The organism is Pseudomonas sp. BB438 (assembly GCF_057180225.1).
Map to the genome: position 1 here is coordinate 3,998,013 of NZ_CM170001.1, position 16,591 is coordinate 4,014,603.

At 67.8% G+C, this 16,591-nt stretch carries 14 protein-coding genes; 3 read left to right on the forward strand and 11 right to left on the reverse strand.

What is annotated here, in order from left to right:
• Nucleotides 1-4: 4 nt before the first annotated feature.
• Nucleotides 5-1,393, forward strand: a complete 1,389-nt coding sequence (locus AC1ZV1_RS18260) for an aldehyde dehydrogenase family protein (protein WP_484292967.1) — start codon at nt 5-7, stop codon at nt 1,391-1,393.
• Nucleotides 1,394-1,451: 58 nt separating this feature from the next.
• Here the strand turns inward: AC1ZV1_RS18260 and hemN are convergent, their stop codons facing one another.
• Both hemN and AC1ZV1_RS18270 read right to left on the reverse strand, forming a co-directional pair.
• Nucleotides 1,452-2,849, reverse strand: a complete 1,398-nt coding sequence (gene hemN, locus AC1ZV1_RS18265) for an oxygen-independent coproporphyrinogen III oxidase (protein WP_484292968.1) — start codon at nt 2,847-2,849, stop codon at nt 1,452-1,454.
• A 171-nt stretch (nt 2,850-3,020) separates the two neighbouring features.
• Nucleotides 3,021-3,284: a hypothetical protein gene (locus tag AC1ZV1_RS18270; RefSeq protein WP_484292969.1), complete on the reverse strand. Its 264-nt coding sequence runs from the start codon at nt 3,282-3,284 to the stop codon at nt 3,021-3,023.
• 228 nt (nt 3,285-3,512) lie between these two features.
• On the opposite strand from AC1ZV1_RS18270, the gene AC1ZV1_RS18275 reads away from it, so the two are divergent.
• On the forward strand, nt 3,513-4,694 hold the full coding sequence (locus AC1ZV1_RS18275; protein WP_484292970.1) for a GGDEF domain-containing protein: 1,182 nt from the start codon (nt 3,513-3,515) through the stop codon (nt 4,692-4,694).
• 52 nt (nt 4,695-4,746) lie between these two features.
• On the opposite strand, the gene aguA is transcribed toward AC1ZV1_RS18275, so the two are convergent.
• Nucleotides 4,747-5,862, reverse strand: a complete 1,116-nt coding sequence (gene aguA / locus AC1ZV1_RS18280; protein WP_484292971.1) for an agmatine deiminase — start codon at nt 5,860-5,862, stop codon at nt 4,747-4,749.
• 380 nt (nt 5,863-6,242) lie between these two features.
• On the reverse strand, nt 6,243-7,130 hold the full coding sequence (locus AC1ZV1_RS18285) for a LysR substrate-binding domain-containing protein (RefSeq protein ID WP_484292972.1): 888 nt from the start codon (nt 7,128-7,130) through the stop codon (nt 6,243-6,245).
• A gap of 270 nt (nt 7,131-7,400) precedes the next feature.
• On the opposite strand from AC1ZV1_RS18285, the gene AC1ZV1_RS18290 reads away from it, so the two are divergent.
• A complete protein-coding gene (locus AC1ZV1_RS18290; RefSeq protein WP_484292973.1) occupies nt 7,401-8,870 on the forward strand; it encodes a sensor domain-containing diguanylate cyclase in 1,470 nt (489 codons plus the stop codon).
• Here AC1ZV1_RS18290 and AC1ZV1_RS18295 read toward each other — a convergent pair.
• Genes AC1ZV1_RS18295 through AC1ZV1_RS18325 form a run of 7 tightly spaced genes read right to left on the reverse strand, consistent with a single transcriptional unit; the run spans nt 8,867 to nt 16,496 of the window.
• Nucleotides 8,867-9,493 carry a methylthioribulose 1-phosphate dehydratase gene (locus tag AC1ZV1_RS18295; RefSeq protein ID WP_484292974.1) on the reverse strand — a complete coding sequence of 209 codons (627 nt, stop codon included), beginning with the start codon at nt 9,491-9,493 and terminating at the stop codon, nt 8,867-8,869. The genes AC1ZV1_RS18290 and AC1ZV1_RS18295 overlap by 4 nt on opposite strands.
• 16 nt (nt 9,494-9,509) lie before the next feature.
• Complete coding sequence (locus tag AC1ZV1_RS18300; protein WP_484292975.1) at nt 9,510-10,358, reverse strand: alpha/beta fold hydrolase; 849 nt, start codon at nt 10,356-10,358, stop codon at nt 9,510-9,512.
• A complete protein-coding gene (locus AC1ZV1_RS18305) occupies nt 10,351-11,559 on the reverse strand; it encodes an LLM class flavin-dependent oxidoreductase (RefSeq protein ID WP_484292976.1) in 1,209 nt (402 codons plus the stop codon). Before AC1ZV1_RS18305 ends, AC1ZV1_RS18300 begins: the two co-directional genes overlap by 8 nt.
• On the reverse strand, nt 11,556-13,166 hold the full coding sequence (locus AC1ZV1_RS18310; RefSeq protein ID WP_484292977.1) for an ABC transporter ATP-binding protein: 1,611 nt from the start codon (nt 13,164-13,166) through the stop codon (nt 11,556-11,558). The genes AC1ZV1_RS18305 and AC1ZV1_RS18310 overlap by 4 nt, the downstream gene beginning before the upstream one ends.
• Nucleotides 13,163-13,990, reverse strand: a complete 828-nt coding sequence (locus AC1ZV1_RS18315; protein WP_484292978.1) for an ABC transporter permease — start codon at nt 13,988-13,990, stop codon at nt 13,163-13,165. Before AC1ZV1_RS18315 ends, AC1ZV1_RS18310 begins: the two co-directional genes overlap by 4 nt.
• Nucleotides 13,987-14,979 (reverse strand): ABC transporter permease, encoded by a 993-nt coding sequence (locus AC1ZV1_RS18320; protein ID WP_484292979.1) that lies wholly within the window; start codon nt 14,977-14,979, stop codon nt 13,987-13,989. Before AC1ZV1_RS18320 ends, AC1ZV1_RS18315 begins: the two co-directional genes overlap by 4 nt.
• Entirely contained in the window at nt 14,976-16,496 is a 1,521-nt protein-coding gene (locus tag AC1ZV1_RS18325) for an ABC transporter substrate-binding protein (RefSeq protein ID WP_484297588.1), read from the reverse strand. The genes AC1ZV1_RS18320 and AC1ZV1_RS18325 overlap by 4 nt, the downstream gene beginning before the upstream one ends.
• Between the last annotated feature and the right edge of the window lie 95 nt (nt 16,497-16,591).

The window sequence follows — 16,591 nt, forward strand, 5'->3', positions numbered from 1 at the left end:
AGCCATGAGCATCACCCCGCAGACCCACGCGATCTCCCGCAACCCCGCCACTGGCGTGGTGATCGACAGCTACGCCTTCGAGTCGGCCGAGGCGCTGGAGCACTCCCTGGCCCGCGCGGCCCAGGGCTATGCCACCTGGAAGCGCACCCCACTGGAACAGCGCGCTGCCGCCCTGGTTCGCCTCGGACAGGCCCTGCGCGCCAACGCCGATGCCCTTGCCGCCACCATCACCGCCGAGATGGGCAAGCCCACCACCCAGGCCCGTGGCGAAGTGGAAAAGTGCGCCGGGCTATGCGACTGGTACGCCGCCAATGGCCCGCAGATGCTCGCCCCGGAACCCACCAGCGTGGAACACGAGCGCGCCTGGATCGAGTACCGCCCGCTGGGTCCGATCCTCGCGGTGATGCCGTGGAACTTCCCGATCTGGCAGGTACTGCGCGGCGCGGTGCCGGCGCTGCTGGCGGGCAACACCTATGTGCTCAAGCACGCGCCGAACGTCATGGGCAGCGCCTACCTGATGCTGCAGGCCTTCCAGCAGGCGGACTTCCCGGCCGGTGTGTTCGAAGTGATCAACGTCGGTAACGACCTGGTCTCCCAGGCCATCCGCGACGACCGCATCGCCGCCGTCACCGTCACCGGCAGCGTGCGCGCCGGCTCCGCCATCGGTTCCCAGGCCGGCGCCGCGCTGAAGAAATGCGTGCTGGAACTGGGCGGCTCCGACGCCTTCATCGTGCTCGCCGACGCTGACCTCGACGTGGCCGTCAAGGCGGCCGTCGCCGGACGCTTCCAGAACGCCGGGCAGGTCTGTGCCGCGGCCAAGCGCTTCATCATCGAAGACAGCATCGCCGACGCCTTCACCGAGCGCTTCGTCGCCGCGACCCGCGAACTGGTGATGGGCGACCCGACCCAGGCGCAGACCTACATCGGCCCCATGGCCCGCTTCGACCTGCGCGACGAGCTGGACGACCAGGTGCAGCGCACCCTGGCCGAAGGCGCCACCCTGCTGCTGGGCGGCGGCAAGGTCGAAGGCACCGGCAACTTCTACCAGCCCACCGTGCTGGCGGACGTCACCCCGGCGATGACCTCGTTCCGCGAAGAACTGTTCGGCCCGGTGGCCTCGATCATCCGGGCGAAGGATGCCCGTCACGCACTGGAACTGGCCAACGACAGCGACTTCGGCCTGACCGCCACGGTCTTCACCGCCGACCTCGCCCGCGCCCGGCAGATGACCGCCGAGCTGGATGTCGGCGGCGTGTTCATCAACGGCTACAGTGCGAGCGATGCGCGCGTCGGCTTCGGCGGCGTGAAGAAAAGCGGCTTCGGTCGCGAGCTGTCGCACTTCGGCGTGCGCGAGTTCTGCAACGCGCAGACCGTCTGGGTCGACCGCCGTTAAGCGCTGAAAACGCAAAGGCCCACCTGAAAGGTGGGCCTTCGTGCCGCGGTCGCCAGCGTCAGATGGTGCGGGAGAAACGCTCCTGCTGCCCGCCGCCCAGGTAGGCATCGAAGGCCATCGCCACGCTGCGCATCATCAGCTGGCCCTGGGGCAACAGCACCAGGGCGTCGTCATGCAGCTCGATCAGCCCGTCGCCAGCCTGCTCCTGCAGTTGCCGCAGCGATCCCTCGAAGTACTCGCCGAATCGAATGCCGTGGCGTGCCTCCAGCGGGGCATAGTCCACGCGGCCATGGCACATCAGCGCGCTGATCACCTCGCGGCGCAGGCAGTCGTCGTCGGTCAGGCGATAGCCCTTGTGCACCGGCAGCAGCCCTTCGTTGATCCGCGCGTAGTACTGCGACAGCTCCTTCACGTTCTGCCCGTAGGTATCGCCGACCTTGCTGATGGACGACACGCCCAGGGCGATCAGGTCGCAGTCGGCGTGGGTCGAATAGCCCTGGAAGTTGCGCTGCAGCGTGCCGTTGCTGCGGGCCACGGTGAGCTCGTCATCCGGCAGGGCGAAGTGGTCCATGCCGATGTAGACGTAGCCCGCCTCGGTCAGTCGCTGGATGGTCAGCTCCAGCAGCTCCAGCTTGCGCTCCGGCGGCGGCATGTCCTCGCGACGAATCAGCCGCTGCGCACGCACCCGCTCGGGCAGGTGCGCATAACTGTAGGCGGCGATGCGGTCGGGGCGCAGGGCGATGATCTTGGCCAACGTCGTGTCGAAGCTCGCCACGGACTGCAGCGGCAGGCCGTAGATCAGGTCCACCGAAACCGACTTGAACGCCGCCTCGCGGGCAGCAGCGACCAGATCGAAGACCTGCTGCTCGCTCTGCACGCGGTTGACCGCTTCCTGCACCTGCTCGTCGAAATCCTGCACGCCGAAGCTCAGGCGGTTGAAGCCCTGGGCACGCAGCTCGGCGATACGCTCGCGGCTGATGGTGCGCGGGTCGACCTCGATGGAGAATTCGTGGGCGTCGCTTTCGTCGAGGTTGAAATGCTCGCGCAGGCTGTCCATCAGGTCGCCCAGCTGCTCGCTGGTCAGGTAGGTGGGCGTGCCGCCGCCCAGGTGCAGCTGGGTCAGCTTGCGGCTGTCGTCGAACAGCGCGGCCTGCATGGCGATCTCGCGCTTGAGGTAGTCCAGGTACTCCACGGCACGGTGGGTCTTCTGGGTGATGATCTTGTTGCAGGCGCAGTAGTAGCAGAGGCTCTTGCAGAACGGGATATGGATATACACCGAGAGGGGTTTGGCCCCGCGCTCGTCACCAGGATGGTTGCTGCGCTGGGCCGCCGCGCGGTAGTCGTCGGCGGCGAAGGCCCCGTGGAATTGCGGCGCAGTGGGATAAGAGGTGTAGCGCGGGCCGGGACGGTCGTACTTCTCCACCAGCGCGCGGTTGAAACTCATCGATTCGGGCATGACACGGGCTCCTGAGGCGCTGGCAGTCTGTCGCTGCGAGTCGCCGCCGCACGATACACCCCCCACGTTACGCGCCTCCTGAGCGGGATCAAGGAAGTTCGCCGGCAGCAGAGGCCGCATGCCCCGCGCGGGCGCTCCCCGGCGCTCTGCACGGACCTGCTGCGGGCAGCGTCAGGAACGGTCGCGCCGCACGGTGGAGAGGAAGCTGGTCGGGATCGACATCAGCAGGATGTAGGCCGACACCGCCAGCATCAGGCCACCGCTGCCCAGCAGCAGGTAGCGGCGCTCCTTCACGACAGTCAGGTCCAGGCCGCCGGAGAACAGGATCCAGCCGAGCCCAGCCAGGGCCACGGTGAACAGGATCGCGATCAGGTAACTGGCGACGACAATCAGGAACCAGAGCGGGCTCCAGTGCCTGCGCGGTGGCTTCTCCACGGTTTCGGGCCTCCCAGCCCCACAGCGAACGCTCGAAAACCCGAGCAGTCTGATGGCCATTGGCCGGCCTGGCAATCCGACCTGAGCTGGAGAGGTGCCGGCCAGCCCCACCAGGCAGGCGACAGGACCGACGCCAACCCGACCGGATGAGGCCGACCGGCATACCGAAAGGCCAGCAAGGGCGCTTACAATCACGTTTTTTAACCGCAAGTGCAGTACGGTCCGAAAATGGCGCTCGATCCACCCACCATGTTGACCATCACGGTCGCCCTCGCCGCGGCTGCAGCGCTGTACCTGACCATAGAGTGGCGCAGCGTTCGCGAACGCTCGCTGCTGTTCTGGAGCGCAGGCTTCGCCACCATCACCATCGGCTCCACCCTCGCGCTGTTGCGCATGAGCGGCTACCTGCTGGTGGGCATCTGGTTCGCCAACGGTCTGCTGGTGCTCGCGCACTGGTTCTTCCTCCATGGCGTGGCGAAGTTCACCGAGGCGCGTCTGTCACGCCGCTGGCTGCTCGTCCCGCTTACCTGGATCGCCCTGCTGGCGCTGCCCGACGGCGGCCCGCTGTGGTCCAAGCTGATGCTGCTGGCCAACTCCTGGCTGGTCGCCCTGCTGTCCCTGCGCGCCAGCTACCTGCTGCGGCCCCACGGCAAGTCCCTGAGCGTGGGCGCGGTGCAACTGCGCTACGTGCTGCTGGTGCACGGCGCCTTCTACCTCGCCAAGGGCGCGACGGTGATCATCCCCGGCACGCTGATCGACCTGGCCGCCTTCCGCGGCGAGATCATCCAGATCTCCCTGGTCGAGGGCGCCATGGCGATCATGCTGATTGCCCTGTCGATGACCGGCACCGAGCGCTACCGCCGCGAAAAGCGCATTGCACGCCTTGCCGCGCGGGACCCGCTGACGGCCCTGTACAACCGCCGTGCGCTGGAAGTCCGTGCACCCCGCGTGTTCGAAGACGTCTCTGCGGAGCGCCCCGGCGCGCTGCTGCTGATCGATATCGACAACTTCAAGCAGGTCAACGACCTGCACGGCCACACTGCCGGTGACCGCCTGCTGGTGGCGCTGAGCGAGATGATCCGCGCGGCGTTGCCCGAACGCGCCGTCGCTGCGCGCCTGGGTGGTGACGAGTTCGTCATCCTGCTGAGCGATGTCCGCGGCGAGCAGGTGCTGGAGCTGGCCGGCAAGCTGCGCGAGCAGTTCCACAGCACCGCCACGCAGAACTTCACCACGCCCCAGGCCGTGACCCTGAGCATCGGCGCCAACCTGTTCGACCAGCCGCCGGCCAGCCTCGCCGCACTGATCGAGCAAGGCGACGCAGCGCTCTATGAATCCAAGCGCGGCGGCCGCGACAGCATTCGCCTGACGGATCGCACGGTTGCCGGTGGCGATCCGTTGCGGCTGGGTTGATACAGCCGGATCCCCCGAGGAAGGGCCCGCGCCCGGCGGGCCGGCCTGAACCTTAGCCGCGCCGCGCCGGCGCCGCGTACTGGGGCATGGTGATGCAGCCGATGTTGCCACCACCCAGGAGGATTTCCCGCGAGTTGTCGATGCCGATCACGCGCTTCTCCGGGAACAGCTCGGCCAGCACGCCCTGGGCGATGCGGTCGTTGGGATCATTGAAGAACGGCATGACGATGGCCGAGTTGCCGGTATAGAAGTTGATGTAGGAAGCACAGATCTTCGTGCCTTCCTGGCGATCGAAGCTGCCATCCACCTGGTCCAGTCCTTCGGCTTCGGCGGCGGTCCACTCCAGCACGCGGGGCTGCGGCAGCTTGTGTACCTCCAGCGCGTTGCCTCGGGAGTCCTTGGCACTGCGCAGCACGTCGTAGGCCTCCTGGTAGATCTCCCACTGCGGATCGCTGCGATCGTCCGTCCATTGCATCACCACCACGCCCGGCCGTACGAAGCAGGCCAGATCGTCGACATGGCCGTCGGTTTCGTCGAACTTGCAGCCACGCGGCAGCCAGATCACGTGCTCGGCACCCAGGTAGTCGCAGAGCCGGCGAGTGACCTCTTGCTTGCCCAGATGGGCGTTGCGGTTGCGGTTGAGCAAGCATTGCTCAGTGGTCAGCAAGGTGCCCAGGCCGTCACTGCGGATGCTGCCCATCTCGGCGATGATCGACGCACGATAGCGGTCGAAGCCCTCTATCTCGAGGATCTTCTGTGCAATCTGATCGTCCTTATCCCAGGGGTAGTAGAGGCCACCATCGAGGCCCCCGTAGGCGTTGAACTGGAAGTCCACGCCGCGCATCTCGCCGGTGGCGTCATTCACCAGGAAAGCCGGGCCGCTGTCGCGGAACCAGGTGTCGTTGCAGGTCATTTCCACCACACGCACTGGCTCGGGCAGCATGCGGCGGGCATTGGCGTATTGCGCGGCGGAGGCGCAGACAGTCACTGGCTCGCTGCTGGCAATCGCCGTCACCACGTCGACCCAGATTTTCTGCGCCGGCTTGCCGCCGTTGCGCCAGACATCGGTGCGCTCCGGCCAGCCGAGCCAGCAGCGGGCCTTGGGTTCGAATTCGCCGGGCAGGCGGAAACCGTCAGCCTTGGGCAGGGTCGAGTGAGTGCGGGACATCGGCGGTACTCCGGAATCGGGGACAGGAATGATCGCAAGGTTGCCGCCCCACAGCGGCAGACACCAATGACGAATATCGCGGAATAGCTGAATTCAATTCATCATTTATCCAGCGGAATGATGAAAACATTGTAGGAACGGGCCATGCCCGCGATCCGTGAGCAGGGCTCACGGTGGTTCAGGCGTGCGCCCAGGGCGAGCGGACTTTGTCCGCGATCGCGGGCGTGGCCCTTTCCTACAGGGGTGTTCCGTGCGATGAAAAGGGCCGTCGCTGCGCCGGGAGCGCCAGCACCCGTTGGGCGAACAACCCGCACGGGTTATCCGCCAATACGGCGGCTAACGCCCCAGGCGTTATGCGCCCTACGCAAAGCCCACCCGCCTCAGGAGTCGGCCAGCTGCTCGGTGAACCAACCGATGAAACCCGCCACCGCCGGCTTCTCCAGGCGCAGGCGCTCGCAGACCAGCGCGTACTGCCCCAACGAGGTGATCTGCGCAGCGAACGGGCGCACCAGCCGGCCGCTGGCCAGGTCCTCGGCGCTGGTGAGGTTGTCACCGATGGCGACACCCTGCCCGCGCACCGCCGCTTCCATGGTCAGCCCGGCATGACCGAGATAGACATGACGACTGGGGCGGATGTCGCTGGCGTGGGTGGTCAGCCAGGCAGTCCAGGACTTGCCATCCTGATCGTCGTGCAACAGGCAGTGGCGGGCCAGGTCGCGCGGGTGCTTGAGCGGTGACTGGTTGAACAGGCCGGGGCTGCACACCGGGAAGAACTGCAGGGTCGGCAGCGGCCGCACGAAGTAGGTGCTGGCGTCGGCCGGGCCGGTGCCGTAGGTGATCGCCAGGTCCATCTCGGCGGCCGGGCCCGGCGCCTCCAGCGGTTGCTCGTGCAGGTGCAGGACGATCTCCGGGTATCGCTCGGCGAAGTCCGCCAGCCGGCCGACCAACCACTTCTGCGCCAGTTCGACCGTCACCGCGATGTGCAACTGCGCCTGCGAGCCCGGATCACGCAGTTCGTCGCACGCCGTGCCGATCAACTCGAACGCCTGCTGCAGGCTGCGCAGCAGGCGCCGCGCCTGGGCGGTGGGCTGCACCTGGCGACCCTGGCGCTCGAACAGCGTCACCCCCAGTTGCTCTTCCAGTTGCCGAATCTGGTGGCTGACCGCGCTGTCGGTAACGCACAGCTCGGCGGCAGCGCGGCCGAAGTGCGCGTGACGGGCAGCAGATTCGAAGGTCCGCAGGGCGGTGAGCGAAGGCAGGCGGCGCATAAGGCGACAGTCTTTTTTGGCGAAAGGCGGTCGGCATGCTGACCGAGGCGCCGTGCACTGCGCAAGGCGGGTACTTGCGGCAGCCCACCCGGGCAGCATTTTTTGCCCGCAAACCCGGAAACAGTGGCTGGAGAGGGCCATCCCCGCGATCGCGCGCATGCTGCGCTCCGACCGGGGAATACCGGACAACCCGGCCGATTGCTGCTATATGCCTTGAGGCACGCACCGATGTGCGGCCGCCTCCACTTGCGCCTTTGTATGGATACCGGCATGCCGATCCGCCGTTCGAGTACCCTGCTTCTCGCCAGCCTGGGCCTGACCGGCGCGATCGGCGCGCTGTCAACCTGGGCCATTCTGGAAATGCGCCACGACGCCCTGGAAGTCGCCAGCGCCAACGGCCACAACATCGCCCTGCTGGTGCAGCGCGACATCCAGCGCAACCTCGACCTCTACGACATGACGCTGCAGGCGGTGGTCCGCGCCCACGCGCAGCCCGAGATACGCGGTCTGTCCATGGACACCCGCAACCTGCTGCTCCGGGCCTACACCGCACCGACCCGCGGCATGGGAACGGTTTTTCTGACCAACGCCGACGGTATCGCCACCTACAGCTTCGGCAAGGAAGTGCCAGCGCGCATCGACCTCTCCGGCCGCGAGTACTTCCAGGCGCTGCGCATTTCGCGTACCGATGCGCCCTTCCTCAGTCACCCGTACATTCCCTACTCCAGCAACGCGAGCAACAGCATCGCCCTGAGCCGCCGCCTGGAGCGCGAAGACGGCAGCTTCGCCGGCGTGGTCGGTGCGAACCTGGAACTGGCCTACTTCCGCGAACTGTTCAGCGACCTCAACCTGGGCGATGGTGGCACGGTCAGCCTGCACATGCGCGACGGCACACTGCTGGCGCATTGGCCGGATACGGAGCCCGTCGCGACGCTGACCGAATCCTTCGACCGTTACCGCAGCAACGGACAGGAGAACTTCTTCGACACCAGCAGCGACGGGCAGGAACGCTGGCACGACTTCCGCCCGGTGGACGGCTACCCGCTGGTCTTCAGCGTTGCCCTGCCGTCCCGCGAGATCTACGAAGACTGGTACTGGCGGGCCAGTCTGATCGGCCTGCTGGGCATTTCCCTGATCGGCGCGGTGATCGGCCTGGCGCTGCTCGCCCTGCGCCAGATGCGTGAGCGCGACCGCCAGGAAGCCGAATTGCGGGAGGCCGCCAGCACCGACCCGCTGACCGGCCTGAACAACCGCCGCGCCTTCGACCTGCGCGCCAGCCACGAGTGGTCACGCTACCAGCGCAGCGGTGCTTCGCTGGCCGTGATGCTGATGGATATCGACAAGTTCAAGGCCTACAACGACCACTACGGCCACCCCGCCGGTGACGCGGCACTGAAGACCGTCGCACGGGTGATCGCCGACTGGGCGCGGCGTCCGGGCGACTGTGCGGCACGCTTCGGCGGCGAGGAGTTCGTCGTGCTGCTGGGCGACAGCGACGAAACCGACGCCCTGGCGCTGGCCGAACATATCCGCACCGCTCTGCAGGCCCTCGCAGTCCCGCACGAACACGGCCCGCTGGGCGTGCTGACCCTGAGCATCGGCGTGGCCAGCACATCGCAGTTCAGCCCGGCCAGCTGGGCCGAACTGCTGCAATCCGCCGACAGCGCGCTGTACCAGGCGAAGAACGGCGGGCGCAATCGGGTGGTGGGCTTCCGTCCCGCCACCGTCGAAGCCTCCTAGCCTCGCCCTCGGCGCAGACTCAGCACCTTCAGCTCACACTCGAAGAGAAACTCGAACGCCTCCACCTGGCGCAGCGCATCGCCCATGCGCGCCCCCCAGGTGTACAGGCCATGGCCGCGAATCAGATAGCCAGGACAATCCGGGTGGGCCTCGAGCCAGGGCTGCACCTTGGCCGCCAGGCGGGCGATGTCCTGGTCGTTGTCGAAGATCGGCACGGTAACCCGGCCTTCGTGGGTGGTGACGCCACTGAAGGCCTTCTGCAACTCGTAGTCTTCCAGCGCCAGGCGGTCGCCGGCGGTCAGGCGCGAGAGCACGGTGGCATTGACCGAGTGGGTGTGCAGCACGGCGCCGATCTCCGCGCGCCAGGCGTACAGCTGGGTGTGCAGCAGGGTTTCCGCCGAAGGCTTCTTGCCCGGCTCCAGGCTGTTGCCGGCCAGGTCGGTTTCCAGCACGTCGTCCTCGCCGAGCTGGCCCTTGTGCTTGCCCGAAATGGTGAGCAATGCGCGGTCGGCCGCCAGGCGCGCCGAGTAGTTGCTGCTGGTGGCCGGCGACCAGCCGCGGGCGTAGAGAAAACGCCCGGCGTCGATGATCTGCCGGGTGAGTTGCGAGCGTGTCTCGGTCATTTCAACAAGGTCCGGATCAGGGGGTGGCGAGCAGTTCGCGCAAGTGGCGGTTGACGATCTGCGGCTTCTCCAGCATCAGTTGGTGGCCACAGTTCTCCAGTACCTCGAACTGAGAATTGGGTAGCCGCTGGTGCAAGGCCTGGGCGCGCTCGGCGGGTGTCAGACCATCGCTGTCGCCGGAAACGATCCGCACCGGCAGCAGCAGGCGATCCAGTTCCGCCTCCGGTAGCCAGGAAGCCTGGCTGATCAGCGCCTTGAACACATCGAGGCGGTTGTCGCGGGTCAGCCGTTCCTCGTAGTCCACCAGTTCGGGATCGGCGTCAGCGTGCCAGGCGCGCTCACGAAAGCCCTTCGACAGGACGGGACGGAACCATTCCAGCAGCCACGCCGGCAGCGACAGCAGACCGCCACGCCCCAGCGGACGACTGAGCTGGGTGCCCAGCAGCAACGCCGAATCGATCAGCGCGCCCTGCCCTTCGGCCTGCAACGCCAGCAGACTGCTAACGCTCAGTCCGGTACCGAAGGAGTGCGCGGCGAGAACATTGCGCTCACCGGCATAGCGCCGCAGTACCGCCACCTGGTCGGCGACCAGTTCGTTCCAGGCGTACTCCGCCGTGCGCCGCGGCTTGTCGCTGGCGCCGTGGCCCAGCAGATCCCAGGCCACCAGGCTGTAGCCCTCGGTTTCCAGCTCGCGCCACTGCTCGCGCCACTGGTCCTTGTTGCCGCCACCGCCGTGGGCGAAGAACACCACGGTGCGCGGATACCGGTGGCCCAGGCTGTGCGCCAGGCTGATACGCCGGCCGGGGCGGATTTCGACCTGCTCGCCGCGCACGCGGGGCAGTTGCTGGGTCCAGTGTTCAGCCATGCAAGGCAATCTCCTTCGAAGGGGCCAGGCCCAGGTGATCACGCAAGGTATTGCCGCTGTAGCGCCGGCGGAGCAAGCCGCGACGCTGCAGTTGGGGCACCACCTGCGCGACGAAATCATTCAGACCGCCGGGCAGGTAAGGCGGCATGATGTTGAAACCGTCCGCCGCAGCGGACTCGAACCACGCCTGCAACTGATCGGCGACGTCCACGGCGGTGCCGGCGACCACACGGTGGCCACGGGCATCGGCGATACGCTGGTAGAGCTGGCGGATACTCAGGCCTTCACGGTGCGCCAGCTCCAGCAGCAGGTGCTGGCGGCTGACACCGGATTCGGTCGGCGGCAACGCCGGCAACGGGGCGTCCAGCGGCACGTGCGAAAGATCGAAACCGCCGGCCACATCCGATAGCAGCGACAGCCCGACCACCGGCTGCACCAGCTCACGCAACTGCGCACGGCGCTCCTCGGCCTCCGCGCGGCTGGCACCGAGGATCGGCAGCACGCCGGGCATCACCTTCAGCGCAGCCGGGTCACGGCCATGGCGCGCCACCCGCTGCTTGATGTCCCGGTAGAACGCCTGGGCATCGTCCAGTTCCGGCTGCGCGGTGAACAGCACGTCGGCCTGTCGTGCCGCCAATTCCCGGCCAGCCTCCGACGCCCCTGCAAGCACCTGCACCGGCGCGACACCACGGGCGGCCCAGCGCTCACGCACGCGCAGGAGAAAGTCCTCCGCCATGCGGTAGCGGCAGGCGTGCTCGAAGTGGCGGTCGCGACCGAAGTTGCCGGCTTCCTCGGCGTTGCTTGAGGTCACCAGGTTCCAGCCGCTGCGGCCACCGCTGAGGGATTCCAGGGTGGCGAAGGTGTCCGCCACGTTCGCCGCATCGTTGTACGAGGACGTGACGGTGGCCACCAGCCCGATGTGCCGGGTGCTGACGGCAAGATGCGCCAGCAGCGTCAGCGGCTCGAAGTGCTCGGTGCGCGCCATGCGGCTCAGCGCATCGAGCTTTCCGGGCAGCATGGCAAGGGTGTCGGACAGGAAGATCGCATCGAAACAGCCACGCTCGGCGGTGCGCGCCAGCGCTTGGTAGTGCGCCACGTCCAGCCCTCCGCCGGCATGCGCATGCGGGTGTCGCCAGCCAGCCAGGTGGTGCCCGGTGGCCATGAGGAAAGCGCCCAGCGCCATCTGTCGCGGCGCCGTCATGCGGGTTCCTCCACGTGGCGCAACGGATGCGCGGCCAGCAGCCGGCGCGTGTAGTCATGTTGCGGCGTGTGCAGCACCTGCTGCGCCTCGCCCAACTCGACGATGCGACCGCCCTGCATGACCGCGATGCGATCGCACAGGCGCGCGGCCACCTGCAGGTCATGGGTGATGAAGACCAGGCTCAGGCCCAGCTCACGCTGCAGCTTTTCCAGCAGCTCCAGCACCTGCTGCTGCACCAGCGCATCCAGCGCCGACACGCATTCGTCAGCCACCAGCACCCTGGGCTGCAGGGCCAGTGCGCGGGCGATGCCGATGCGCTGGCGCTGCCCGCCGGAGAAATCCCGTGGATAGCGTTCGAAGGCGGTTTCCGGCAGGCCGACCTGCCCCAGCAGCTCCCGCGCGCGGCGTTCCGCCTCGGCGGCGGAAACACCATGGGCCAGCGGCCCGGCCATGATCTGCCGACCGACACGCTGGCGCGGATTGAGCGAGGCGAACGGATCCTGGAAGACCATCTGCACCTGTTGGCGCAGCGGACGCAGGCGGCGCTGGGACAGCGACGCCAGGTCCCGGCCACGCAGCAGGATCTGCCCGCCGTCCGGGCGCAGCAGGCGCACCAGCGCGCGGCCCAGGGTGGTCTTGCCCGAGCCGGACTCGCCGACGATACCCAGGCACTCGCCCGGACGCAGGCTGAACGAGGCGTCGGCCAATGCGGTAACGCGACGCCGGCGCCAGAAGCCCTGGCGGCTGTCGTAGTGCTTGTGCAGGCCAGCCACTTCCAGCAACGGCTCGGCATCCGCATCGAAGCGACGCGGGCCGCGCGGGCCGTGATGCAGCGCCGCCAGCAACTGCCGGGTATACGGATGCTGCGGTGCATCCAGCACCTCGCGCAGTGCGCCCTGCTCGACGACGCGGCCCTGTTCCATCACCAGCACGCGGTCGGCGATGGCCTCCACCACGGCGAAGTCGTGGGTGATCAGCAGCACCGCCATGCCTTTCTCGCGACGGATGCGCCGCAGCAATTCGAGGACCTGCGCCTGGGTGCTGACGTCCAGCGCCGAGGTCGGCTCGTCGGCAATCAGCAGCGCCGGCTCGAGCGCCAGGGCAATGGCGATCACCACCCGCTGGCGCTGGCCGCCGGAGAGCTGGAAGGGATAGGCGTGATAAAGATTCTCCGGTTCGGGAAGGCCGACATAGCCGAGCAGGTCGAGCACCCGCTCGCGCCGCTTCGCGGCCTGCGCAACGCCATGGGCACGCAGGCTTTCGTCGATCTGTCGGCCGATGCTCATCAGCGGGTTGAGCGCACTCATGGGTTCCTGGAAGACCATGGCGATGTCCTTGCCGCGCAGCTCGCGCATGCCCGCCTCGCTGCGCGCGGCGAGGTCTTCGCCGCGAAAGCGGATGCTGCCTCGCACCGGTTTCAGGTGGGCCGGCAGCAAGCGCAGGATGGCGTTGGCCAGCATCGATTTGCCCGAGCCGGACTCGCCGACCACGCAGAGCACGTCACCGGCGGCCAGGTCGACGGACAGATCGCTGACCGCACTGGCACGGTCGCCGCCTGCGGGCAGGTCGATGCGCAGGTCGCGCACCTCCAGCAGATTGCCACTCATGGGCGTCCTCCCTGGCTTCCAGGTGCCTGCACGGCTTCGCGCAGCGCCTCGCCGACACGCTGCACGGACAGCACCGTGAGCAGGATCGCCACGCCCGGCAGCAGGCTCATCGAGGGTGCTTCGCGCAGCAGGTTGCGCGAAGCGTTGATCATGTAGCCCCAGCTCATCGCCTCCGGATCACCCAGGCCGAGGAAGGCCAGTGCCGCTTCGGTGAGGATTGCGGCGGCAAGGATGAAGGTCAGGCTCACCAGCAGCGGCGAGAGCGCGTTCGGCAGGATCTGCACGAAGACGATGCGCGCCGGCGTCTGCCCCAGCACCAGAGCCGCCTGGACGAATTCGCGCTGGCGCAGGCTCTGGAATTCACTGCGTACCAGCCGCGCCACCGGCGGCCAGGCCACCAGCGCCAGGGCGAGCACGACCGAGCCCACCGAGGGCTCCATCAAAGCCACCAGCACCACCGCCAGGACCAGTTGCGGGATGATCTGGAAGCACTCGGCAACACGCATCAGCAGCTCGTCGATCCAGCCGCCGAAGTAGCCGGCGGTGGCGCCGACCAGCAGCGCCGGCAACAACGTCGCCAGCGTCGCCAGCAGCCCGACGGTCAGCGACGTGCGCGCGCCATAGAGCAGGCCGGTGGCGATGTCGCGGCCGAGCATGTCGGTGCCCAGCCAGTGGCTGGCATTACTGAAGGGAGGGATCAGCGGGCGCGCCAGCATTTCCCAGGGCGAGGCCGAGCAAAGCCAAGGCGCCAGCAGGGCCGAAACGGCCAGCAGAATCAGGAAACCGGCGGCGAGTATGGCGCCGGGACGCAGCAGGGCGTTCATCGCACCTCCCCCGCCGCGCCGATGCGCGGGTCCAGCAGGCGGCAGAGCAGATCGGTGAGGAAGTTGAACGCCACCACCAGGCAGGAGATCACCAGGAACACCCCCAGCAGCAGTGCGTAGTCACGCTGGCTGAGCGCGTCATAGAGCAGCCGGCCAATGCCCGGCCAGGCGTAGACCACCTCGATCAGCAGTGCGCCGCTGGCGAGCTGACCGAGTTGCAGACCGGCGAAGGTCACCACCGGCACCAGCGCATTGCGCAGCACATGGGCGAGCAGGATGCGTCCTTCGCACAGCCCCTTGGCGCGGGCCAGGCGCACGTGCTCCTGGGGCAGGATGTCGAGCATGGCGCTGCGGGTCAGGTGGACGTACATCGCCAGCGACAGGAAGCTCAGCGACAGGCACGGCAGCAGCAGGTGCCCGAGGCGATCCGCCCACCAGGCCCAGCCGCTCAGGTCCGCGCCAACGCTCTGCATGCCGAAGGCCGGCAGCCAGCCCAACTGCACCGAGAACAGCAGCACCAGCAGCAGCGCCAGCCAGAACGGCGGTGTGGCGAACAGCACCCAGACGGCGCGGCCGATGAAGCGGTCGAGCCGGCCGCTGCCCTGCTGACTGCGCGCGGCGAGCACGCCGAGGGCAACACCCAACGTCAGTGACACGGCAAAGGCCGACCCCATCAGCAGCAAGGTGGCCGGCAGGCGCTCGGCGATCAGTTGCCAGACGCTCTCCTGGTTGCGGTAGGAGTAGCCCAGGTCAAGGTGGGCAATCTGCGCAAGGTAGCGCCACAACTGCACGGGCAGCGGCAGGTCCAGGCCCATCTCGCCGCGCAGCCGGGCGATGTAGTCGGCGTCATCGCTGCCCGCCTCGCCGGCCATCAGCAGCGCGGGATCGCCGGGCGCGAGACGCAGCAGCAGGAAGGCGCCCACCAGCACCGCGACGATCAGTGCCAGCGCCCGCCCCAGGCGAGCGCCGGCGTACAGCAACCCATTCATGGCTTGGCAGGCTCCAGGTAGACCTCGGCGTAGCTGTCGTTGAGGCTGGTGGCGCTGCGGATCAGGTTGTGCACGCGCTGCTGGTAGAGCGTCGGGAAGCGCATCTCGAAGATCGGCGCAATCGGCAGGTCATCGTTCAGCTTGCGCTCCAGCTCGCCATACACGGTCTGGCGCTCCGGGCCCTCGGGCGTGTTGGCGATGCGCTGCCAGAGCGCATCGGCGGCGGCGTCGCTGTAGCCGGTGATGTTGGCGAAGGGCGAGGTCTTGAGGATGTAGTCGGTGCGGTACAGGTAGGCGGTGGTCAGGTAGGGATCGCCGATCTGGAAGATGAAGTTGTAGGTCAGGTCGAAGTCCCAGTCGCTGGCGCGCTGATACCAGGTGGCGGCGTCGGAGGTCGCCACCTGCACCTTGATGCCCAGCGGCTGCAACGCCTGCTTGGTGTACTCCGCCAGGCGCTCCCAGGCGCCCCCCTTCTCGCCGTTGAGCAGGCGCACGCGCAGCGTGCTGACGTCCACGCCGGATTCGGCGATCAGCGCCTTGGCCCTGGCCAGGTCATAGTCGTACTGCCGCAGCTTCGGGTCGTGGAACGCGCCGAGGAACGGCCCGGCTGCCACGTGACCGGTGCCGAAGAAGATGTTGTCGACGATGAACTGACGGTTCAGCGAATACAGGATCGCCTGGCGCACCTTGGGGTTGTCCAGGCCCGGCTTGCGCGTGTTGATCTGCAGGAAGGCCAGCCCCGGATACAGCTCGTAGCCCTTCTCCGACGCCGCCACGCCCGGCAACTGCGACAGGCGCTTGAGGTCGGCGTAATCGGCATCGCCGCTGCGCAACACCTGCACCTCGCCGCGCTCGAAGGCCGCCGCGCGGGCGGCGGCATCGGGGATGACGTGGTAGACGATGCCGTCGAGGTACGGCAGGCCCTTGTGCCAGTAGTCCGGGTTGCGCGCCAGGCGGATGTAGGCGCCGCGCTTCCACTCCTGGAAGACGAACGGGCCGGTTCCGACAGGCTTGAGGTTGTAAGGGTTGCTGCGGAAGTCGGTGCCGGCATACAGGTGCCTGGGCACGATGGGCCGCAGGCCGCTGCCCAGCGCCGACAGCAGTGGCGAGAAGGGCTTCTTCAGCTGGAACACCACCTGCTCGGCGCCCTTGGCCTGCACGCTCTGCACGTACTCGCCGAAGATACTCGCCATGCGCTTGTCCACTTCCGGGTAGAAGTCCTGGAAGCTGAACACCACGTCGTCGGCGCTGAACGGCTGGCCGTCATGCCATTTCACGCCCGGCTGCAGGTCGAAGGTGTAGGTCAGGCCGTCCGGCGATACCGTCCAGCTGCGGGCCAGCACCGGCTGCGGCTTGAGGTCGGTGTCGAAGGTGATCAGCCCTTCGAGGATCTTGCCGCCGACGTACTGGGTCGCGACGTGGCTGACCACCGCGTGGGACAGCGACGGCGGCTCGGGCTGCGCCACCAGGTCAAGCTGGCCGCCACGGGTCGGCTCCGCCGCGGCGGCACCCGCCATGGCCAGGCCGGCCGCCAGCAGGCCGGCCAGCAGCCGGGCGTGACGGGGGCGCCGTGGCGCGAGGCGGAGAGTGGGACTGGACATGGAAGCTCCTG